We start from the raw sequence: 22,996 nt of genomic DNA, 5'->3' as shown, positions 1-22,996 counted from the left end.
GAAGCAGAGTTCCTTGCCCGCCGCGAATCAGTAGACCGCCAAATGGTAGTCCGCCAAAAAGATGACCGCATCCAAATCGGTGTCCTCGAAGATGGCGTACTCGCCGAGCACTTTGTCTCAAAAACCCAGCAGGACTCCCTGATTGGCAACGTGTACCTCGGAAAGGTGCAGAACGTTTTGCCTTCAATGGAAGCAGCATTCGTGGATATCGGACGCGGACGCAACGCCGTCCTCTATGCCGGTGAAGTGAACTGGGACGTTTCAGGTCTCGACGGCTCACCCCGCAAAATCGAAAACGCCCTAAAATCTGGGGATTCTGTCCTGGTGCAGGTCACCAAAGATCCCGTGGGTCATAAGGGCGCTCGACTGACTAGCCAGGTATCTTTGCCCGGTCGTTTCTTGGTGTACGTGCCCGGTGGCTCAATGACCGGTATTTCACGTAAATTGCCTGATACCGAGCGCACACGCTTGAAAAAGATTCTCAAGAATAAGTTGCCTGACGGTGCAGGCGTTATTGTCCGTACCGCAGCAGAGGGCGCTTCTGAGGAAGAACTGAGCCACGATATTAACCGCTTGCGCGTACAGTGGGAAGAGATTCTAAACCGCGCCTCCGCGCCGAAGACTCTTGCTCCCGAAATGCTGTACCAGGAGCCTGACCTCACCATCAAGACTGTGCGTGATGTTTTCAATGAAGACTTCACCGCCATGATGGTTCAGGGCGATGTCGCTTGGGATTCTATTGAAGCCTATGTCACCTATATGGCTCCGGACTTGGTGGATCGCTTGCAAAAGTGGGACAAGGACGAAGATCTTTTCGATCATTACCGCATTGAAGAACAGCTCTTCAAGGCTCTCGATCGAAAGGTTTACTTGCCTTCAGGCGGTTCGCTGGTCATTGATCGTACTGAAGCTATGACCGTGGTTGATGTAAACACCGGTAAGTTCACAGGCTCCGGTGGCAACTTGGAAGAGACCGTTACCAAGAACAACCTTGAAGCCGCAGAAGAGATTGTGCGCCAACTTCGGTTACGCGATATCGGTGGCATTATCGTTATTGACTTTATTGATATGGTTCTCGAATCAAATCGTGATTTGGTTCTGCGCCGTCTGGTGGAATGCCTGGGTCGAGACCGTACCAAGCATCAGGTTGCTGAAGTTACCTCGCTTGGTCTTGTTCAGATGACGCGTAAGCGCATGGGAACCGGACTTTTGGAAGTTTTCTCAGAGCCGTGCGAGGAGTGTGCGGGGCGTGGCGTCATCGTTCACGACCAGCCTCTGAAGGGTCGTTCGGGAGGCGCTTCGGATTACATCCATCGCCATGATCGGGATGACCGTCGTAAGGCACGTAAGTCTCAGCGTAATCGCGATACTCGCCACAACGATCATCAGGTGTCTTCGCATGAAGACGACAATCGTCAAAGCGAAGCACGTCGTGCAGCCCTTGCTAATATTGCTGCGGCAAGTACTCATGAGCCCGAGAAATCTGAGGCGGATGACTCCCGAGAGTCTAAGAATGCTCGCAGGCGTAAGCGTCGCAAGCAGAATCGCCGGGAGCAAACTCCCCAGGATCAGCAGAGCTCAAACGAGCAGTTCACCGGTACACCGGATTTGACGGTTACTATTGGCGGTGAAGTCATAGAGCTTCCCCAACGTGAGGAATCGAAAGAGACTGAAGACACTACTGCCGAGCAGGGGTCTTTGACTCTTGAGTCGCTCACAGAAGCATTTGACCAGAAAGAGAAGAAGGGGCGCTCTCGCAAGCGTCGTTCTGATTCTTCTGCGCAATCACAGAGTGCTAAGTCCGCAGAAGAATCTGATGTTTCTGACTCATCATCTTCTTCTGCTGACGTTGATTCCCGCTTCACTCAGAACTCCAACCGCTTCGAAGCAATTCGCGCTGGTGAGGCACGGGCTCGTGCATCGCAGAAAGCAGGTCGCGACGTCGTTCGCTCGGAGAATGAGAACGGATACACCGAATCATCTACACAGCGTACAGAACGTTCACGTTCCTCTCGCGATACCGCAGAAAAACCATCGAGGAATTCTCGTGGGCGCCGCGCTAACTCTCAATCTCAGGGTGAGAATGCCCGACATAACGAGCGTCAGGCACAGAAAAAACCTCGCGTCAGCGGGGTAGCGCAGCCCGGTAGTGTGAACGGAACATCCGAGCCTTCGGTTGTTGAAACTGTAGCTCAGCAACCAGCTGAGCCCGTACAGAAAACACCTGCAAAGAAGCGCCGTTCGCGACGCGCGGTCAGCACGGGCATTGACGGTAGCGTGCAGTCCCAGGATATTCAGAAGGCAGAAGCTGCAGGAACAGTTGTTTCGACTTCTATGTCTGTGGCGTCTTCAACTGAAAATGCCTCTGCGCCGGTCATGTTGGGCGTGGGCGTGTCAGCCGAAGAAATTAAGCGCGAAGGAAAGTAAGACTTTCTGTGAGCAGGTAAATGCAAGAGCCTGGGGGGACCGCTAGAAACGGCGGTACCCCAGGCTCTTGCTATGAGTGTTTCAACACAATGCGTCTTGTGGGCTTACTAAGAGACGAGAATTCATATATTAATGGGTAGATAAACTTGCGTTCGTTTCTACTCTTTCAGAGAACATTGTTGTCTGATGAGGGGTCCAGAGTGTTTGCTGACATGCTCAGGGCGTGTCACTTGCCCTCTGTAGCAGAGTGTCGTAGGCTTATATGTCGGTGCTGTTTGATTTGTTTTACACGTTTCAAGTCAGACTTAAGCATCCACCGGTGAGCAATCACTGGAAAACTCGATGAGCGCGCATCCTTATATAAATGCTCTGAATCCAGCGAGAAATCTTCTCAGGGTTCAGTAAGCGATACACGTTTTTGGTACTAGGATCAGCGCTCTGTCGAAATATTGTTCAAACTAAAGACGTCGAGAGAAGTGAGTTCCCAAGTGGCATACGCGATTGTACGCGCTGGCGGCCGCCAGGAAAAGGTTTCCGTAGGAGACCTCGTTACCCTTGACCGCGTCGCTGGCGAGCCCGGTAGCACTCTAGAGCTGCCTGTACTGCTGCTGGTTGATGGGGACAAGGTCACTGCAGATGCAAAGACCCTGGCTTCTGCCAAGGTAACTGCTGAAAAGATTGAAGACCTTCGCGGTCCTAAAATCGTTATTCAGAAGTACAAGAACAAGACCGGTTACAAGAAGCGTCAGGGCTTCCGCGCAGAACTTACCACCGTCAAGATCACTGCGATCAACGCGTAAGTTCGGCAAGCTCCGGATCTTCAAACAATCTTTACCTAAGGTAGGCACAGATGGCACATAAGAAGGGCGCAAGCTCCACCCGCAACGGCCGTGACTCTAACCCCCAGTACCTCGGTGTTAAGCGCTTTGGCGGTCAGACCGTCAACGCAGGCGAAATCATCGTCCGCCAGCGCGGCACCCATTTCCACCCCGGCAACAACGTAGGCCGTGGCGGAGACGACACCCTGTTTGCACTTGCATCAGGTCAGGTCGAGTTCGGTACCCGTAAGGGCCGCAAGGTCGTTAACATTCTTGTAGCAGCTGAGTAATTAGCTCTTTAGAATGCACGGAGAGGGCAAGCACCGATGGTGCTTGCCCTCTCTGCATCTGTTCAAGATGCGTATAGTTCAGTCCCGTTAGATATGGGACAATGAGTAAAAGTTTTTATAGTCAATACAAGGAGAATCTTTCGTGGCAGAATTTGTAGACCGCGTCGTCCTGCATGTATCCGGTGGACACGGTGGGACCGGCTGTGTGTCGGTTCGCCGCGAGAAGTTCAAGCCTCTTGGCGGCCCTAACGGTGGAAACGGTGGAAATGGCGGCGACGTCATTTTGCGAGTCGATGGTCAGTCGACCACACTGCTGGAATACCATCACACCCCCCATCAGCATGCACCCAATGGTGATATTGGCCGTGGCGACCTGCACCATGGATTCAACGGTGAATCTTTGATTCTGTCGGTTCCGCAGGGAACCGTGGTCAAAGATAAAGAAGGCAATGTTCTTGCCGACCTTATTCGGGTAGGCGATGAGTTCGTGGCCGCTCAGGGTGGACAGGGCGGCCTGGGCAACGCGGCATTGGCTTCTGCTAAGCGCAAGGCTCCCGGTTTTGCTCTGTTGGGTATTCCCGGCGATGAACGAGATATCGTTCTTGAACTTAAGTCAATTGCTGATATCGCTCTGGTGGGTTACCCCAGTGCTGGTAAGTCTTCCTTGATTGCTGCTATTTCCGCTGCACGTCCTAAGATTGCAGACTATCCTTTCACCACCTTGGTGCCTAACCTCGGTGTGGTTCAGGCAGGGGATACCCGCTATACCGTAGCGGATGTTCCCGGTTTGATTGAGGGTGCTTCCGACGGTAAGGGGCTCGGGCATCGCTTCTTGCGTCATGTGGAGCGCTCTTCTGCGCTAGTCCATGTGATTGACTGTGCAACTCTGGAGCCTAATCGCGATCCGATTTCTGATTTCGAGGTTATCCGTGGGGAGCTAGAAAATTACGAGGTGGATCCCACTGCCGGAGTGACCATCCCGTTGAACGAGCGTCCTCAGTTGATTGTCTTGAATAAGATTGACGTACCCGATGCTCGCGAGTTGGCGGAGTTTGTGCGCGGTGACTTTGAGGCCAAGGGTTTCAAGGTTTTTGAGATTTCTACTGCCTCTCATGAAGGCTTGCGAGCGCTGACTTTCGCGATGGCAGAAATTGTTGAGGCGGATCGAAAGGCTCGGAAGAAGGCTGAATCGAAACCCGTTGAAGATAACACTGTGGTTCGCCCCAAGGGATTCCGCTCGAAGAAGCAGAAGGAATTCTTTATTCGTCGTGAAGAGCGTAATCTGGAGCCTTTGTTCCGCGTAATTGGTGAGAAGCCCGAAAAGTGGATTATGCAGACCGATTTTAATAACGATGAAGCGGTCGGCTATCTGGCGGATCGTTTTGCAAAGCTTGGTATTGAAGACGAACTGTATAAACAGGGTGCGCGTGCTGGTGACGCCGTGGTGATTGGTGAAGCGAATGACGCCGTCGTCTTCGATTGGGAGCCTACGATGGTAGGTGGCGCCGAGATGTTGGCTTCTCCTCGCGGTACTGATGTGCGTTTGGAAGAAGTTATTCGTCCCAGCCGTTCGGAACGTAAGGCTCAGTACCACGATCGTATGGATGCTAAGGCTGAGGCTCGTGCTGAGCTTGAAGCTGAGCGTCAGGCAGGTGTGTGGACTGAATCTGTGGATGAAAAGGCGAAAGCTAAGAATTCTTCGAAGAACGAGCAAAACTCCTAATGATTAGAGATGAGTCCTAGATCTCTTTTAGACTTAACACCGTACCCGTGTCTCGGGTACGGTGTTTTGTTTTGTTGGTCGATGAAATGAGTCTTCATGAACTCCGCCTCGCAAGAATCTTTGGTTGCTAGTGCTCAGTCTCGGGCTAAGCATCGGATGAGTCCTATTTCCGAGCGCTTTGAGTTGCCTAAGGCACAGAGAGTCGTGGTTAAGGTGGGTTCTTCATCGCTGACTTCCATTGAGAATTCTTTAGATGAGTTGGCTATCGCCACCATTATTGATGTTTTGGCGAAGGCTCTGCGGATGAATCCTCAGATGCAGATTATTTTGGTGTCCTCGGGGGCGATTGCTGCGGGTTTGGCGCCTTTGGGGCTTTCTCGCCGACCAAAGGATCTAGCGACTCAGCAGGCTGCGGCGTCGGTGGGGCAATCACTTCTGATGGCGCGGTATACGGAGACTTTTAGTCGCTATGGTGTGCGGGTTTCTCAGGTGTTGCTGACCGCCGATGATTTGATGGCGCGGGATCGGTATCGGAATGCCCACCGGCAGTTAGAGCGCCTTTTGGAACTGGGGGTAATGCCCATTATTAATGAGAATGATGCCGTTGCGACTGCTGAAGTTAAATTTGGGGATAATGATCGCATCGCTGCGTTGGTGGCTCATACGGTGAAAGCAGATGCTCTGATTCTGCTCTCTGATGTGGATGCTTTGTATACGAAGCATCCTGCGCAGGGTGGTGAGCGCATTGTCCAGGTGCGAGGAGCAGAAGATTTAGAGGGTGTTTCAATTGGTTCAGTAGGGTCTGCAGGAGTGGGTTCTGGTGGAATGGTGACGAAGGTTCAGGCGGCTCATCTTGCTGCAGCTTCGGGTATTCCCGCTTTGGTAACTAGCGCGACTCAGGCGCGGGCGGCTCTTGCAGGGGAGGACGTGGGAACATGGTTTTTTGCTACCGGTGCGCGGCGTTCTGTTCATGAATTGTGGTTGGAACATCTCGCAGATATTCGCGGACGTATTGTTCTCGATGAGGGAGCAGTAGCGGCGGTGCGCCGTCGCCGTTCCCTCTTAGCAGCGGGGATTGTGAGCGTAGAAGGCAACTTTGACGGCGCCGACCCGGTGGCACTTTGCGATAGTGGGGGAGCGGTGATTGCTCATGGGCTGTGTTCTTATAGTGCTACTGAAACTGCGGCAATAGCTGGTCTGCACTCGGCAGAAATCCGAGAAAAGCTGGGGGAGAGCTTCGACGCTATTGCGGTGCATGCCGATAATATTGCTGTCGTGGGGCAATACTGATTCTTTAGGATAAGAAACGCCCCATTCTGCGCAGTATCTGTTTAGGATAGAAGCATGACTGAGAGTTCATTGACCGTTTCCGATTCTGTCATGCGCGAAGTTCGCGATATGGCGTACGACGCGCGGATAAGCTCGCGTGCTTTAGCTCGGGCAGATACTGCGTGGAAGAACAGGGGACTACAAGCGATTGCTGAGGACTTAGTAGAGCAGTCTTCGGTAATTCTGGCGCAAAATGCTGATGACGTACATCGTGAGCGCGCCAACGGCATGAGCGAGGCGATGCTCGACCGCTTATCGCTTAACCCTCAGCGTATTCAAGAGTTGGCAGATTCATTGCATGCTCTCGTGGGGCTTGCAGACCCGGTGGGGCAGGTCATTCGAGGGGCAACCCTCGATAATGGTTTGCGCATGGTGCAGACACGGGTGCCTCTGGGGGTAGTCGGGGCTATTTATGAGGCCCGACCAAACGTGACGGTCGATATCGCAGGTCTAGCGATTAAATCAGGAAATGCTGTGATGTTGCGAGGGGGCTCTGCGGCGGCCAAGACTAATCAGACCATTAGCCGTATCATTCGTGCCGCTCTCGATCGGTGTGGTCTTCCGATGGATTGTGTTCAGTCAGTTGATGAATTCGGCAGAGAGGGCGCCAACGCACTGATGCTTGCCACCGGAGCTATTGATGTTCTGATTCCCCGGGGCGGTCACAATCTTATCCAAAGCGTAGTGAAGAACGCGCGCGTCCCCGTGATTGAGACAGGGGAGGGCAACTGCCATATTTTCGTGGATGTTTCAGCATCGGAGAAAATGGCCAAGGATATCTTGGTAAACGCAAAGACCCAGCGCCCCGGTACCTGCAATACGGTGGAGACCCTTCTGCTAGCAGAGGGCTCCAATGCCGCTCCTGCAGTTCTTAAAGCACTTGCTCAGGCAGGGGTGACCTTGCACGTAGATGAACGAACCTCCGCGCGTTTGCCTGCGGGGATTGAATATGTTCAAGCTACCGAAGAAGACTTCCATACTGAGTATGGTTCTCTTGACCTCGCGGTGGCGACGGTTGATGACGTCGATGCTGCTATCTCGCATATTCGCCGATATTCGACCGGTCACTCTGAAGCGATTATTACGAACTCACTTGATCATGCGGAGAAATTCATTCAAGAAGTGGATTCAGCTGCCGTTTACGTCAATGCTTCTACTCGATTTACTGATGGAGGGCAATTTGGTTTGGGTGCAGAAGTAGGAATATCGACCCAAAAACTGCACGCCCGTGGGCCCATGGGATTAGAACAGCTCACCACCAGTAAGTGGATTGTGCGCGGTGACGGTCAAACCCGCCGCTAAAAGCACGACGTTTTTAGCCACTATACCCAGTTCACAATGCGAATAATCGATCAAAAGCCGGTAGCATGGTGACTAAACATCTGCATTTGCTCTCACACACACGAGCTTTTCGGAAAGGAATTTCATGAACGAGATTTTTCTAGCAGCAGCGGAAGCTGAAGCTGAGCACGGCGAACAGCTGATGCTCTTGGGGCTTCCCACCTACTGGTTCGGTATCATTGCCGCTATCATTTTTATTGCGCTTTTCCTCGTCACCATCTCTTTCAGCGGTCGAAGCATTGTACGCCCCGACCATGCTGGCAACATCATCGGCCACGATGAAGAACAGGCGATGGCAGACTACAAGGCAAAGCATCGCCACTAATTTTTTCGTGAAAGTCGGCGCATCCATACCAGGGGTGCGCCGACTTTCGTAGTGTCCAGGAGTTTTATGAGCGTCCTACCTCATTTCCCCCAAGAATTTACGAATATACCCCCGCGCGTAGAAGGTCGCACCCGTTTAGGGGTCATGGGTGGAACTTTTGACCCCATCCATCACGGCCACCTCGTAGCGGCAAGTGAAGTAGCAGCCCTTCTTGATTTAGACGAGGTAGTTTTCGTACCCACCGGGCAGCCCTGGCAAAAGGCAAATAAAAGGCAGGTATCAGATGCCGAGCACCGCTATCTGATGACCGTCATCGCCACCGCGTCCAATCCCCGTTTTACAGTCAGCCGGGTTGATATTGATCGTGAAGGTCCCACCTATACCATCGACACCCTCAACGATTTGCGTGCGCTCCGACCTCAGAGTGACCTCTTCTTCATAACTGGCGCCGATGCCATGAATCAGCTCATGACCTGGAAAGACTCCGATAAACTGTGGAACCTTGCCTACTTTGTAGGCGTGACACGCCCAGGACACGAACTCGAAGTCCCTGATGTAGGACCAGAGCATTTCGCACTCATGGAAGTACCCGCTATGGCAATCTCTTCCACCGACATCAGAGAGCGCTCTGCTAACCACATGCCCGTCTGGTACTTAGTGCCAGATGGGGTGGTTCAATATATCAATAAGTACGACCTTTACCATGCAACTGCATACACAGCAGAAGACCTCCCACACTATTCGGATGGCCTCCCGCACGGTGCCCATGAGCTACGAAGCGGCGAATAAAACCCCTGTGGGATAAAATCCCTCAAGCTCAACCCCCTTAGGCGTTGCTAGTATGGGTTTAGAGCAGACTCAGTTCTTCTGAAGCGAGGAAATCTTGACTGAAAATAAAGACGAGGCAGTAGGAAACGACGCCGAGAATAACAGTTACCTTTTTGACCCGTTCATCACCGCGGACGGTCTAGAGGTACCCCCTCCGACTCGTCCGATGGGTCCGCGTCGTCTTGCTCGATATAGAGACGACGTTGCCTCCTACCTGCGCGCCAAAAGAGACGGCAGGCCTCTGCCCGAGGAGCCCGTAGCTTTTATGCCGAACTCCGCTGAGGAACAAGGAGTCACCGAAGAAACCCTGGAAGTACAGCGCAAATTTGCTGCACTCTCCGCTATGGGGGACATTAAAGGTCCCGATGCCGCTAATGACATTACTGTCGGTGGTAAGGATCAGCGTGAAGACACCGCAGTAGTGGACGCCACTCCGGTACCACAGATGAACGAAACAACTTCATCACCCCTTGATCTGGCCGCCGTCGATCACGATGCGACAACCGACATCACCTATGACGGCGACGTCATCGTAGATGAAGACGAAGATACAACGGGCGAGTACGGTGCGCTCGCCGGTGAAGAATCAGCAACTGCCTCTGAGCAAGATTTCTCTGAAAATCAGGCAGAGGCATCTGGGCGGGCACCTGCTGATCACGCTACAGAGCACATCGAAGTTCGCTTGCCTCTACCCGTCCCGGCGCTCAAAGCACAGGGACTGGATTTGAGCACCTTGGATAGATCGGACGATCACGAAGTCGAGGCATGGGAACCCCTTCACCCGAATAACTCATCTGAGGCACCTAAACAGGATTCGGCGATGGATTCCGCTTCCTCAGATATGTCCGTTCATTCTGTTGATGAGTCTGCTCCGCACTTGACACCGTGGATCACTTCAGAGCAGCCCGTCGTCTCTCAAGAAGAGTCTGCGGATGAGACTCAGACTACTGAAGATACTTCCGACCCTGAAGAAGTACCCGCTGCAGATGAGGCACCTTCACGGGATGTGCTGGCTACCCCTGATGATTCAACGGCGCCCGTAGAGGAAAATCGGAAATCTTCTGCAAAAACAGGTTTGCTGTTATTCCTGTTCATGCTTGTGGTCTTGATCGCTGTGGCCCTTTTCTTTGTACTGTAAGATTGATATTTTCTCCTTTACCGACTGCGGTAAATCGAGTGTCGAAAGGACACCATGACTGCATCAGCCGAATCTATTAAGGCTCTAAAAATTGCTGCTCAGGCAGCCGAAGAAATGCAGGGAACTAATTTGTTCGCTGTTGATACCTCAGAAGCTATGGGGCTTATCGATGGCTTCTTGGTCGTCTCCGCTCATAACGAGCGCTTGGTCAATGCGATTGTGGACGAAGTTGAAGACAAACTCCGTGAAGAGATGAGCTGGAAACCCGCCCGCCGTGAAGGACGTGCCGGCGGTCGTTGGGTACTGCTGGACTTCGAGGATATCGTTGTACACGTTCAGCATGAAGAAGACCGTGCATTCTATGCGTTGGATCGCCTGTGGTCGGAAGCACCCCGTATTGAACTGGGTGTGGAAGGCGAAACTGAATTTACCGAAAAGGTAGACCAGGAAGCTGACCAGCGCATCATCACTGCTGAAGACGAAGTAAAAATCGAAGACTAATTCTTCAAGTTGCACAGGTGGAGCACACTTGTGTACACTGGTTGAGTGCTCACGGGCATTCAACTAAATACGGGGATATGGCGCAGCTGGTAGCGCACTTGCATGGCATGCAAGGGGTCAGGGGTTCGAGTCCCCTTATCTCCACTATCGCCCCCTAACCCTTACAAATCAAGGGCTAGGGGGCTTTTGTATGCCCTATATTGGTCATTAAGTTGGTCATTAAGTGTAGGCTGTGACCATGACTAACCCCCCACAGAATACACGTGCTGGCACCCGTAACGGTGAAGGCAAACCATTCTACGAGCCAAGTTCTGGTAAATGGGCGTTCAAAATAACTTTGCCCCGTGAACCTGGTGCTACAAGTGCACCTAAACCGATTGTTCGGCGTAGGAAGACCCCCGAAGAGGCGCGTATGGCGGCGCTAAAAGAACTGGCACGCCGTGAGAACGCTGGAACACTTGCCCCTATCCCTAAGCCTAAAAAGGGTTCACAGGTGCTTACAGGTGCCCTTACCGTGGAGCAGTATTCACAGATTTGGCTATCACAACAGAAGGCTGGTAGCGCTACACTATCCGCTTACAGTGGGCTGTTGAGGTTGCACATTGTGCCTGTTATTGGTTCTAAAGCCTTGGTTGATGTATCTAAAGCGGATATATCGGCACTGATGGAGCACTGTGCGAACAAAGTGGACAAGTATGATGAACCGCTTTTGGGGTATAGCCCGCTTAAAAAAATATTTGGCTTGCTATCACGTATATTCAATACCGCTGTTGAGCAAGACCTGATTCTTAAAACCCCTGTGATTAGTGCCCATAAGCCCGTTGTGCCTACACGTGAGGACTTGATTCGCACACAGCGTGTGGTTCAACGGCGACCTATCGCACACAAAATGTTGATTGATGCAAGCATGCACCGAACTGAGCGCCCCTTGGAGTATGTGTGGCTGAGGCTTATGTTCTTGGGGCTACGCCAGGGTGAACGTGGTGGGCTGTTGTTCGCAGACATTGATAACCTGTATAGCCCTGGGCAAGCCGTGATGAATATTCGCCACCAGATTGCCGGTGAGGGTAGGGGCGTTGACGGTGTGGGCAAAGGTATCTACATTAAGGATTCCCTTAAAACCAAGGATTCTTACCGCGCGCTGGCGGTTGATGAAGATTTGCGCAAAGCCCTTGTTGACTTGTATGAACAGAGGCGAACAGCGCTTGCTGATGGCACATTGACTACATGGGCACAGCGTAAAGGTGACGAGCGGTTCAATGATTTGGTGCTACTTACCGCGAGCGGTGCACCGTATTATCAGCAAATGGATTGTAAGCGCTGGAAGGCGTACAGGCTGGCTTGGGCTGATAGGTACGCTAAAAACCCGGCTGAGAGGGCGCTGATTACTGAACGCTGGGCGGGGCACATTAACAGGAAGATTACAGCAACCATGCTGTACATGCTGAATACGCCAATGCACACCGCACGCCAAATACTGGGGCACGGTTCTGAGGCTATGACTGAGTACTACACCGCTTTTGAGGCTATGAACCTTGCGCCCGCTATCAACGCTTTGGCTAGCCTTACTAGCGCTAACGCTTGCGCAACGTTTGAGAGCGAGCGATTGAGTGACGCGGTGGTGGTGGCTGGTAAGCCTTGGAGCGAACTAAAAGACCGGTTTGCAACCATTGAGGAGGCACGTGGTGCGCTGGAGGGCGTGGTACTTGCTAATGATGACATTAGTGAAGAAGAGATAGCGAACGCTAAAGCCATTACCCCTTTGACACCGGCTTTGGCACAAACGGTGAGTGCAGTTCGTATTGACCAGATACCTTGGTTGCCTTAGCCCCCCTGATATTTGCTTGTGTATGAACGGCACATTTGTACACATGTACCCCCTTGTTTGTTGAACCCCTGGCTATCTACCCCCTGATAGCCGGGGGTTTGCTGTGTCCACAGGTGTTGACGGTGCTATCTGGTGCACACATATTGTTATCTCTGTCACATTCTATCCAATAGACCGTTTGAACCGTTTGTGCCAACTGATATTCCCTAGCAAACAGCAAAACAAAACATGGGAGTAGACATGACACGACAGAGAATGTTTGATAGCGCGATAGAAGAATACAGATACCAGCAGGCGGTTCAGCGCCCCGGTTTGGCGTGGTATGCGGGTAAATACCTACTGGGCAAGCCACTACGTGCGCTTGCTAAGACCCTTTGGGCTTGGCGTATTACGGTGCTAACAATGCTTGCACTTACTGTGCTGGGTAAAAGTGGCGTTCCGGCGCTTATGTGGCTACTGGTGGTAGCTATTGTTGGCTTGTGGGTGGGTTCATACTGGAAGCGCCCATTGTTGCGGTTTGCCCCGCTGACCGGTGACTATCTAAGGATTAAGGCAAGACGGGAGCGCTTTAAGAGTGCACGCGACGGTAACGATTTGTTGGGCAATATTGGGCTTATCCCGGTGCCTGAGACCACGGCCGACATTGATTACAGGATTACACTGACGGAGCACCCATCAGGCGATTATTACACCCTAGAGCTACGTGAACCGCTACCGGGGCTATCTATAAAACAGGTTGGCGACAAGCTGAACGAGCACAAGAACCGTTTGGAAGCACAGCGCGTATCTATTCAGCAAGCTGGCAAGGGTATGAGAGCTATCTTTTGGAAGGTTGACCCCCTTGACCGTGGGGTATCGCTTACTGAACCCCCTGTGCTTGACGCGCAGGATATGAGCGTGAATGTGGGTGTTGACGAAGATGGCAACCCTGTTCGTATAGCGTTTAAGAACAACGCTGGTTTGCTGGTTGGTGGCGTACCTGGTGCGGGTAAGTCCGCCGCACTAAAAACCATGTTGAGCGCTTACGCACTATCTGAATATGTTGATTTGTCCATTATCGACGGCAAGGGTGGCGCTGACTGGGATTCGTTCAGGGGTGTTGCCACTAACGCTATCTTTGGTAACACGATTGAGGATATGAAAGCGGTTGTTGAGTATCTTGGGGTGTTTGAGGCGGATATGACACGCCGGTTCAAGCAGATTAAAGCCGATACCGGGCAACCGAACTTTTGGAACGTTGACAAAGATGTGCGCTTGCAAAAAGGCTACAAACTGAAGGTTCTTCTTGTTGACGAGATACAAGCGTATACCAGTAGCAAAGCCGATAAGGAAGCCAAAGCCTTACGCCAGCAGATTGTTGAGCAACTAACAAACATTGTGAAGTTGGGGCGTTCAGCGGGTGTAATGGTGGTTATTGCCACACAGAAGCCTACTGATGCCGCCATGCCAACAGACATTCGTGACGTTTGTGGTATTCGCGTTGCTTTGCGCGTTAAAAACCGCGTTGGCGCTGAGGCTATCTTGGGCGATTTGCCTGATGATTCAGTGGGCGGTGTACCTAGCCCTACACAGATACCTGAGTCCCGCGTTGGTGGCGCGGTTATGGAGGGGGAGCGCGGTGGTTTGATTCCAATGCGCTTTGCTTACATTGATGACAGCACGCTTGATGATTTGCTAAGTGGTAAAGCAAGTGAAGCACCTGATACCGCCCAAAATATGGCTGACGGCGGGTTCGCTTTTGAACCTGTTGAGGATAGCGAGCGCTGATACCTAAGTAAACACACAAACCCCGTAGAACCTTATCTGCGGGGTTTGTTTGTGTTTGGAGTTACACTTGGTATTAATAAGCATTTGAACCCCGGAGGGTGGCGTATGGGCACTGTAGAGGCTAAAGCATTGGAGTGTGTCAACAACTTGTTGACACGTGTTGACACCTTGCTTGCGCACCCTAGCCCTGTGGCGGTTGCTGAGGCTAAGGCGATACGGCGCACAGCGAGCGCCCTAATGGTGAACTTGCTAGATAGTGGTTATCTAAGTGAGTGCACACCGTTCTATCGGCACTTTGTTCAAACCCACGCCCTTGTGAACATTCGTGTACAACAGGTTGTTGACTTACACGCACAGCCCACAGCCTATGAGCGCTATCTGAGTTCTGATGAACTGGAACACCTATTGAGCGAATACTGCCCGGACTTGCTGACTGTGTAAACACCCCTTATAAACCCCGTTGCCCCTTGTGGTGACGGGGTTTTGTTGTTTAATCACCCCCGCGCTCGCCTGCTTACTTTGTTATCTTTGTCACATTATGCACATTAGAGCGACTGTATCTAATGAACCAACGATATTAAGCACATGAGCCGATTAAAGCAGTATTCAACACCTGACAATAAGCCCCCACAGATAACGCCCTTACCGCTTGCCATTGCCCGCTTGTATAGGGGCACGGAGTACATAAAGGGCAGGCTAGACATGTTGCCACGTGAGACCCGTGACGGCATTTGGGAGCACGCAACGGCTATTGAGAACTTACTAAAAGACTTGGAGAACAAACATGGAACAAGCAACTAGCAGAGCAACTGACATTCTGTTCGAGCGCCAACTTGAAGGAATCACTATCGCTAATGTTCTTGACGACCTGCACACTGTGCGTAGTGCGCTATCACGCCTTACGTATGGTAAGGCGGGCGATAATGACCGCTACGCACGTGCCAAGCGAACATTGTATCGCGCACACGGCGAGATAGTGGGCGCACTGGTTGCCCCGCTTACTGAGAGCGAGCGCAAAGCCCTAGAACCTGAACTTGACCTTGAACCTGACGAATACGACCCGGAGTTGGGGTTCTAAATCCCCTAAGCACAAAGGAATACACATGACACAAAACATCACTACCCCTACCCCTAGCCGGTTCACAGTTGTTAGCCCCGCAAGCGCTGACTATCTGACCACTGCCGAACTTGGCACCTACCTGGGCGTTAGCCGTTCTACGGTTCACCGCTTGCTACGCAAACACAAGGTTCGCGTTATCCAGCTGGGTAGGCGTATGCGCGTACCTACCGCTGAGGCTGAACGCCTTGAAGCGGAACTATACAAGGAACTTAGTTAGTAAACACCGCTAGCACTATGCAAGCACACAACAAACATTGAACGCCCCGGCAACCAGTGCCGGGGCGTTGTTTATACCCAGGGAGCAAACACATGAACACTTTTGAGAGCAAAACAATCAACTTGACCGAAGAACAAGGGGCGTTCGTATCAGCCCCGGAGAGCCGTATCGTGCTGGTTGCCCCGGCTGGTACGGGTAAAACGGAGGTGATAGCCGAACGCGCCAAGCACGTGCTTGCACGCGGTGACAGGGTGTTGTGTACAACGTTCACCCGCAAGGCACGCGCGGTTATCGAGAATAGGTTGACTGGTGCTGGCATTGTTGACACTGAGGTGCGCACTATCACATCACTTGCTGTTCAACTAGTTCTTGAACGCTATCCCGCCCTTGCGGTGGGTGACGGTAGTGAGGTTGCTCGCCGTATCACACAGCGCACCCCTGTAAGCACCAAAGAGTTGTTGCGCTATGAGACTTTGTTGGCGTGTGGTGCACCTATGGACACTGACACGCTGGTGCCAGAGGTGGAGCCACTGTTTGACCGCTACACAGAACTTAAAAGAATGGTTGGCTACATATCTTATGTTGACGCGCTGGTGCTTGCCCCGGCGCTTGCGCAGCCCGCTGAATACACTGAGGTAATCGTTGACGAGGCACAAGACCTTAGCCCCCTACATTGGCAGTTCATTAAGGCGCTTGCACCGGAGCGTATCGTGCTGGCGGGCGACCCTGACCAATCAATCTACGGGTTCAACGGCATTGACGCACAGTTGTTGCCAACCCTGTGTTCACAAGGGTTCAAAGAATACGTGTTGACTAAAAGTTGGCGCACACCTGTGGCACACCTTGAAGCGGTGAACGCACACCGCACAAACCCCGTATCTAGCACTAAGACTGAGGGCACGCTGACCCGTGTGAGCACCCCTACCACCGCTGACGCTATCGCCTATATCAATGCGAATGCCCGCCCTGGTGACGCGGTTCTGGGGCTGACAAGTAAGCGCCTAAACACATTCAGGGTTGCCTATGAGAAGGCGCACCCTGGCGTTGTCACCACAGCGAGCGCTGAAGGCAACCTTGACCCGCAAACCCTAATGTTCAGCACCGTGCACGCCTTTAAGGGCAATGAAGCATACCGTGTGTTTGTGCTTGACGTGCGCGGTAGCGACCTGACTGGCTGGGGCATGAACGGTGACACTGAATCACACAACTTGCACTATGTGGCATGTAGCCGAGCACTAAAAGACTTGTTCCTACTGGATAAAGGAGAGCAGAATGACAACACAGATAACACCGACTAACACCCCTGAACAACAATCCCGTGAGCGTTACTGTAAGCACCCCCGCCGTATCGTAAAAGGTGGCGAAGTGTTCTATGGGCGCTGTGGTTCACAAGACTACGACCTGTGCCCATCGTGTGCCAGCATTAACGCACACACCGTGCGGGAGATAATAGATAGCGGGTTAGGGCGCAAAGGCAACACTTACTATTTGTTGACACTGACCGCCCCTAGTTTTGGTAGCACTGGTGACAATGGCTTGCCCACAGGTTCTTACGGCTATACCCGCGCTGTGGAATGGAATAATAACAGCCCCCGCCTGTTTAGTAGGTTCATGGACGCTTTGACCCGTAAGGTGGGCACTGATAGCAAAATCGAATATATCCGTGTGGCGGAGTATCAGCGCCGGGGCGCGGTGCACTATCACAGCATCATTCGTGTGCCTGACACTGTGAGCGCCAAAGACCTACGAGCATATGTTCGCACAGCCCACAAAGCCGAGTATAAGGGCTACAAGTGGGGGAGGGGTTACGATTTGGTTCCTATTGCCGATAGCACTAAAGACCTTGCTAGCACCGCTGGCTACGCGACCAAAGCATTGGGGCGTTCACAAATGCTATCTGTGGAACAGCGCGAGCACTATTCTAAGTTGGACGCACAGGCTAAACGCTTAGGCTTATCTGATAAAGCCATTCGCGGGCTGGGCTACGCTGGGCAAGTGTTCACCCAGAGCACCGGCTGGAGTGCCACCACTAAGGCATTGTTAAAAGAGCAGGCACGTGCGAACGCTGACCTTATATCGCAAGCAAGCATCGACGCGCGCGTGAGGCGCTACGAAGAGAATAAGCAACATTGGAACGCTGTTCTTGGTGCACGCGGGCATAAGGGTGACTACACCCCTGTTCACAGTGCGCAAGCCGTGCTTGCTGAATATGACAGCACCTATGAGGCTGTAAGCGCTTACAAGCGTGCCACCACTAAGAGCGAACGCACAGCGTGTGTTCCCACTGTGGACTATATGACCGAATCACAAATGCTGGACTTGCTGAACGAGATACACCCCCGCTACTAGAACACTTGTTCTAAGGCAAAATACCCTTGCATGGCATCACGCCCTGTGAGGGTATTCTTGTGTGCAATAGTTCACATTTGATAGCACGGCAAGCACCCCTAAGACCCCCATATTTTGCCCTTGATTAATATGCATGCTTTTGCCGACTAAACCGCCCCAACTAACCCCCTGTTTACCCTTGTTATCCCACTGTTTGCACCACCTGGGAGCCGGGCGGTGAACGGCGCAAGCCGCACGCGCACGCCCGGCTTGCTTGCACCATCTATCACCACTGAACACGTGCAAGCACCCCTACACAGCCAAGCCTGCCATCATTTGTGCCCGTGTGTGCGCTGACCACTGTGCCCTATCTGCATGTGTGCGCTTACTTGCATCAACTTGTTCGCTTGCAGGTGTTCACAGGATAACACTGTGCAAGCACACCGCACGCCCTTGTACGCCTTTGTGTGCCGTTCTAAGCCTCTGGTGTGTGCTGTGTGGGTGTGCACGTGTTCTGGTGCTGTGGGTGGCTTAGAATGCGACACAGAGCCTTACAGCCTTATTGCATACGCCACCCTTATTCTTACTTACACCGTGCTTACACCACCACATATCCTTGTATGCCCTTGTATGCCATTCTGAGCGCCTTGTACTGCTTACACGTGTAAACACCTATCCACCATATTCTAGCCTGTTAGAACGCCTCACAGACCCTTACAGCATAGATAGCACTGCAAGTGCGTTGCGCGTAGCGCCCTGCGGGGGCTTGGGGGTGCCAGGTTGCACCCCCATGGAACATGGTTCGCTGTGTCCATATAACCCCTTGTGCGTGGCACACCCTTAGTGCTATCACGCCAAATATTGCGTTATCTAACCGTTCTCAGGTGTATTCGGCACTATCGAACCCTTCAAAACACGCCCACACTCAAAACAGTTACCCATTAAGCCCCTGTTGGCACCTGTGTTGCACTTGCAAACACCCCTGCGCCACTGGCGCGTCCGTTCTTATCGCTACGTGTGCTAACCCAGACAAGGTTCTTGTAAGCACACATATTCAGTCCTATTGCACCACGGTAGAACCCCGGCTGAACACGAATACATAGGCAATAGGTGTTTGTACTGTTCACATGCCTACACCTGTAAGCACATACATACAGCCCCATTGCACCAAAGTGCTGGGCTTATCGGGGCGTAATGGGTGCCTACATACAACACCATTGGTTCACGTTTGTGGTTCTATCGCGCTCGCCACCTGTGCTTACAAGACCCTTGTCTGGCGTATCTGGCTGTCTATGGTGCTAGCACGTTCGTTCTTATTGGGGTGTGCTGGGGGTTTATACCGCTTAAATATACGCGCGTACATACGTGCGCGTGATTATAACATCACGGTTCATAAGATACAAACGTTCCCAGTGATATTGAAGGTGAATCTTATTACACCTACCAGGGGGAGCCATTGTGATACCTACCAGTGAACAAACAACAGCGCTTTGTGCCGAACTGTCCGACCTGTCCGACATGTACGCGAACTATGATAGTGCCCTTGCTTATAGGGTGCGCGCCTTGTGGCGTGGTGATAGCACCACCCTGCTGGGCACCGCTTACAGAACATTCTACATTCGGGGCAGTGGCGTGGTGCTTGACTGGCACCAGTGGCTACAAGCCCATGACGGGCTTGATACTAATACGCTGACCGCCACGTTGTGGCTGGAGTATAAGGATAGTCTGAAGCGTAAGCGCCCTACACGTGATAACACTATGCGTTCACTGGCTAGCCTGTGGGTTAGCCTGTGGCGTGATAGATACGGCGATAGTGCACCCCGTGAGCAGGTGTTGACTTATTTGTTCGCTTATATGGCGCAACTGTGTGAGGGTATGCTGGCTGAGTATGGCACAGTGCTAGCACTGCGTGACCGGGGCTTTGACGTATCTATTGCTGATAGCACCATGGAACCGCTGGATATTGACGCACTGGTTAACGGCGTGCTTGTGAGTATCAAGTGTTATCGTGCGTTCAGCGAGCGCACTGTGAACACCTATCGTGCTAAGAGTAGCGAACCACAGTTATACATTAATGAACGCTTGGAGTGCTATGTTCCGTTTGAGGGGCGGTTGGTGTATCGCGCCCCTGACAGGCTGGAGGGTGTTATCACTTATCTATCCCACGACCTGGTGGCGTAGCACACAGTGAGCACATGTAAACACCCTGTTGATACGTTCTAGGGGTGAGGTTAGCGCCCCACTATTTTGATAACGGCTTGCCACCGGTGCGTGCACACGTGCAAACATTTGCTTGCATGTGTGGCAACACGTGCGGGGAGCAAAATAGGGGTGTTTTACCCCAAGTTGGTCATTAAGTTGGTCATTAAGCGTAGGTGTTTGTGGCGAATAATGGTCTGACTAGTGCAAACACGGATATGGTTCAAAACCCCTTATCTCCACACTGACAAGACCCGAATCTTTCCATCATTGATGGTGAGGTTCGGGTCTTGTGGTATTTCCTCGCAAATGAAGGCTTGCATAGCGGTCTGCGACATCATCTGGGCAGGGCGCAAGAAACCAGCGGCGCATCTGTAGATAGAGAGCAGGTTGCTCGTTCCACTCGTGAGTCTTGCAACGACGTGCGCGAGGAAGAGACAGAGGAAACTGCTGAAAACCTCACCGGCAGGTTCTGTATCCGCCCAACTTAATCTTCAGTGCGGCTAAGGCATTAGAGAGTAAAGAACGATGATCTGATTGTTGCTTTTTGCGTCGGGCGTTTCTGCAGGTCATATCCCTCTTCAAAAAATGCGTTTTATGTGCGTCAGTGAGTCCCTAGGATGGATGAGAAGTCCCCCCAACTTCCTCCCAAGAATTAAACCCCCCCGAAAGAAGTCAGATTCTCCTATGACCCCCGAAGAATTTCAGAATCATCTGCTAGAGCAGAACATCCATCAAAAGCTCAATAAATCGCCCCAGTACGCGGCTCGAAAACTTACTCAGCTGCTTTTAGAGGATCGTCCTCTCACCATCGAGCGCACTGAAGTGGCTTACACACTGTTTGAGGGTGAAGCGCTCGGTGCCATGATGTTCGGTCCCAAAAAAGTCTGCTTGTATTTACTCCGACGAGATCTAGTTTTTTGCTTGATGGATTACCGAGAAATCGTCTCGACGCAGATTAAGACGACGTTTTGGAGCCGTCATAGATATCTTGAAGTGATGTTGAGCGACGGGCGGACCTTACAGATTCCTTCCTTGCACATGCAGGGAACGATTGAACCGGTGCAATATGAACTCAACCGGCGCGTGATGGGCGCGAAAGCTTTTAGAAAAGTTCCTGCTTTCTTCTAGAAAACAACAGGGAGTATGCTGGGTCACTCTACAGTTATTCAGAGGTAAATATAATTTTTGAAGAAAGTATTACCCATGAAAATCGAGATGTGGCCGGACATCATTTGCCCTTTCTGTACTATCGGGAAACGGCATCTAGAACTTGCCCTCGAAGAGTTTGAGCATGCCGAGGACGCCGCCATCATCTGGCGCTCCTTCGAGCTAGATCCCAACGCACCTGATGAAGTCGAAGGAAATGTAGCAGAAGGCGTCGCACAGAAATACGGCATTTCATTGGAACAGTCTATCGAGAGCCAAAAAGATGTAGCTCGCCGCGCACAAGCACCGGAGATAATCCTCGGTGCGCTGCGTCAAGTATGGGTAGAACTACAGCCGCAACAGACACCACAATTTATCGCCCTGGACGGCACTGAGAACGCATCTACTTGCGGATCCGCCGGCTGCTAACACCACCCAGAGATTAGGCCTCAATAACCTAAACTTCACACTCGGTTATCTCCGCTCCAAACCTACCGGCAGACATTACAGCTGAGTATCGTAAAGAGTGGGAGGGAAAATTACACCTCCCACTCCAAACCTCTTGAACTCAGGTGAAAATGATGAAGGCAGCACGTTTTTACGATCGCGGAGATATCCGAATCGAAGATATCCCTGAACCCACCCCAGATACCGGAGAAGTACTCATCAAAGTAGCCTGGTGCGGAATCTGCGGAACAGACCTCCACGAATACCTAGATGGCCCCATCTTCTGCCCCACCCATGACACACCGCACCCTATTTCCGGTGAAACCGCCCCAGTGACCATGGGGCACGAATTTTCAGGAGTCATCGAAGCACTAGGTGGGGGAATAGATGACCTGGAAGTCGGCGACCACGTTGTCGTCGAACCCTACATCATTGACGACAGCATCGATACCGGCGAAACCTCAAAGACCTATCATCTCTCTCCACACATGAACTTCATAGGTTTAGCAGGACGCGGCGGGGGACTCTCGGAAAAAGTCGCCGTCAAACGACGCTGGGTCCACAAAATCTCACCCACCATCCCCCTCGATCAAGCAGCTCTCATCGAACCCCTCAGCGTGGGATACCACGCAGTAGAACGAGCAGGAGACATCCGCCCCGGTGACGTCGCCCTCGTAGGCGGCGCCGGCCCCATCGGACTACTCACCGCCGCAGTCCTCAAAGCCAAAGGCGCCACCGTCGTCATCTCTGAGCTTTCAACTCTACGACGACAAAAAGCCCAAGAAACCGGGGTAGCAGATTACACCTTCTCACCCCAGGAAACCGACATCGTAGAAGAAATTTCAAAGCTCACCGACGGACGGGGAGCTGACATCGCCTTCGAATGCACCTCCGTCAACGCAGTACTCGACACACTCTTTGACGCCATCAAACCTACCGGCGTCATCGTCGTCGTCTCCATCTGGGGCAAACCAGCACAACTCGACATGCAAAAACTAGTCCTCAAAGAAGTCGACCTCCGCGGCACCATCGCCTACGTCAACAGCCACCCCCAAACCATCAAACTCGTAGAATCCGGAAAAATCGACCTCGCCCCCTTCATCACCGGAAAAATCATGGTCGATGAGCTCATAGACAAAGGCTTCGACACCCTCATCCACCGCAACGAATCAGCAGTAAAAATCCTTGCCACCACAGACCCCGCCCTACTCCACCGCCCAT

The 22,996-nt window shown here is 52.2% G+C and carries 22 protein-coding genes and 1 tRNA gene; all 23 read left to right on the top strand.

The features are described from left to right. On the top strand, positions 1–2,427 hold a 2,427-nt coding region (locus tag A7E48_RS03260; protein WP_141669366.1), incomplete at its 5' end, for an Rne/Rng family ribonuclease. 488 nt (positions 2,428–2,915) lie between these two features. Continuing rightward, positions 2,916–3,227: a 50S ribosomal protein L21 gene (rplU, locus tag A7E48_RS03255; protein WP_068169399.1), complete on the top strand. Its 312-nt coding sequence runs from the start codon at positions 2,916–2,918 to the stop codon at positions 3,225–3,227. Positions 3,228–3,277: 50 nt separating this feature from the next. Beyond that, entirely contained in the window at positions 3,278–3,535 is a 258-nt protein-coding gene (gene rpmA, locus A7E48_RS03250) for a 50S ribosomal protein L27 (protein WP_068169395.1), read from the top strand. Positions 3,536–3,677: 142 nt separating this feature from the next. Beyond that, a complete protein-coding gene (obgE, locus tag A7E48_RS03245) occupies positions 3,678–5,258 on the top strand; it encodes a GTPase ObgE (RefSeq protein ID WP_068169393.1) in 1,581 nt (526 codons plus the stop codon). Positions 5,259–5,414: 156 nt separating this feature from the next. Next, positions 5,415–6,548 (top strand): glutamate 5-kinase, encoded by a 1,134-nt coding sequence (proB, locus tag A7E48_RS03240; RefSeq protein ID WP_068169402.1) that lies wholly within the window; start codon positions 5,415–5,417, stop codon positions 6,546–6,548. Between the two features lie 54 nt (positions 6,549–6,602). Then, a complete protein-coding gene (locus tag A7E48_RS03235; protein WP_068169390.1) occupies positions 6,603–7,889 on the top strand; it encodes a glutamate-5-semialdehyde dehydrogenase in 1,287 nt (428 codons plus the stop codon). A 124-nt stretch (positions 7,890–8,013) separates the two neighbouring features. After that, positions 8,014–8,253, top strand: coding sequence for a hypothetical protein (locus tag A7E48_RS03230; protein ID WP_068169387.1), 240 nt, complete (start codon positions 8,014–8,016; stop codon positions 8,251–8,253). Between the two features lie 66 nt (positions 8,254–8,319). Beyond that, the gene (gene nadD / locus A7E48_RS03225; protein ID WP_068169385.1) at positions 8,320–9,042 is read left to right on the top strand and encodes a nicotinate-nucleotide adenylyltransferase; all 723 of its coding nucleotides are present in this window, start codon (positions 8,320–8,322) and stop codon (positions 9,040–9,042) included. Between the two features lie 94 nt (positions 9,043–9,136). Continuing rightward, positions 9,137–10,219: a hypothetical protein gene (locus tag A7E48_RS03220; RefSeq protein WP_068169382.1), complete on the top strand. Its 1,083-nt coding sequence runs from the start codon at positions 9,137–9,139 to the stop codon at positions 10,217–10,219. A gap of 54 nt (positions 10,220–10,273) precedes the next feature. Then, on the top strand, positions 10,274–10,720 hold the full coding sequence (gene rsfS, locus A7E48_RS03215) for a ribosome silencing factor (RefSeq protein WP_068169378.1): 447 nt from the start codon (positions 10,274–10,276) through the stop codon (positions 10,718–10,720). Between the two features lie 71 nt (positions 10,721–10,791). Beyond that, a tRNA-Ala gene (locus A7E48_RS03210) sits at positions 10,792–10,864 on the top strand. Positions 10,865–10,958: 94 nt separating this feature from the next. Further along, the gene (locus A7E48_RS03205) at positions 10,959–12,548 is read left to right on the top strand and encodes a tyrosine-type recombinase/integrase (protein WP_141669364.1); all 1,590 of its coding nucleotides are present in this window, start codon (positions 10,959–10,961) and stop codon (positions 12,546–12,548) included. A gap of 240 nt (positions 12,549–12,788) precedes the next feature. After that, a complete protein-coding gene (locus A7E48_RS03200; RefSeq protein ID WP_158004391.1) occupies positions 12,789–14,315 on the top strand; it encodes an FtsK/SpoIIIE domain-containing protein in 1,527 nt (508 codons plus the stop codon). A 105-nt stretch (positions 14,316–14,420) separates the two neighbouring features. Beyond that, a complete protein-coding gene (locus A7E48_RS03195) occupies positions 14,421–14,756 on the top strand; it encodes a hypothetical protein (protein WP_068169367.1) in 336 nt (111 codons plus the stop codon). 343 nt (positions 14,757–15,099) lie between these two features. Further along, a complete protein-coding gene (locus A7E48_RS03190) occupies positions 15,100–15,393 on the top strand; it encodes a hypothetical protein (RefSeq protein ID WP_068169365.1) in 294 nt (97 codons plus the stop codon). A gap of 25 nt (positions 15,394–15,418) precedes the next feature. Further along, on the top strand, positions 15,419–15,652 hold the full coding sequence (locus A7E48_RS03185; protein WP_068169362.1) for a helix-turn-helix domain-containing protein: 234 nt from the start codon (positions 15,419–15,421) through the stop codon (positions 15,650–15,652). A 92-nt stretch (positions 15,653–15,744) separates the two neighbouring features. Next, a complete protein-coding gene (locus tag A7E48_RS03180) occupies positions 15,745–16,950 on the top strand; it encodes a UvrD-helicase domain-containing protein (RefSeq protein WP_068169360.1) in 1,206 nt (401 codons plus the stop codon). After that, positions 16,925–18,001, top strand: coding sequence for a replication initiator (locus A7E48_RS11315; RefSeq protein ID WP_233125960.1), 1,077 nt, complete (start codon positions 16,925–16,927; stop codon positions 17,999–18,001). The genes A7E48_RS03180 and A7E48_RS11315 overlap by 26 nt, the downstream gene beginning before the upstream one ends. Positions 18,002–19,543: 1,542 nt before the next feature. After that, a complete protein-coding gene (locus tag A7E48_RS03170; protein WP_141669361.1) occupies positions 19,544–20,161 on the top strand; it encodes a hypothetical protein in 618 nt (205 codons plus the stop codon). A gap of 308 nt (positions 20,162–20,469) precedes the next feature. After that, complete coding sequence (locus A7E48_RS10945) at positions 20,470–20,670, top strand: hypothetical protein (protein WP_141669360.1); 201 nt, start codon at positions 20,470–20,472, stop codon at positions 20,668–20,670. Positions 20,671–20,866: 196 nt separating this feature from the next. Then, the gene (locus tag A7E48_RS03165; RefSeq protein WP_068169352.1) at positions 20,867–21,310 is read left to right on the top strand and encodes a hypothetical protein; all 444 of its coding nucleotides are present in this window, start codon (positions 20,867–20,869) and stop codon (positions 21,308–21,310) included. 75 nt (positions 21,311–21,385) lie between these two features. Continuing rightward, positions 21,386–21,757, top strand: a complete 372-nt coding sequence (locus tag A7E48_RS03160; RefSeq protein ID WP_068169348.1) for a DsbA family protein — start codon at positions 21,386–21,388, stop codon at positions 21,755–21,757. Positions 21,758–21,909: 152 nt separating this feature from the next. Further along, a partial coding sequence (locus A7E48_RS03155) for a 2,3-butanediol dehydrogenase (protein ID WP_068169345.1) occupies positions 21,910–22,996 on the top strand: 1,087 nt, incomplete at its 3' end.

This window comes from Rothia sp. ND6WE1A (assembly GCF_001683935.1).
Classification (GTDB): Bacteria; Actinomycetota; Actinomycetes; order Actinomycetales; family Micrococcaceae; genus Rothia; species Rothia amarae.
The sequence above is the reverse complement of the archived record's forward strand: the minus strand, read 5'-3'. Positions and strand labels throughout refer to the sequence as shown.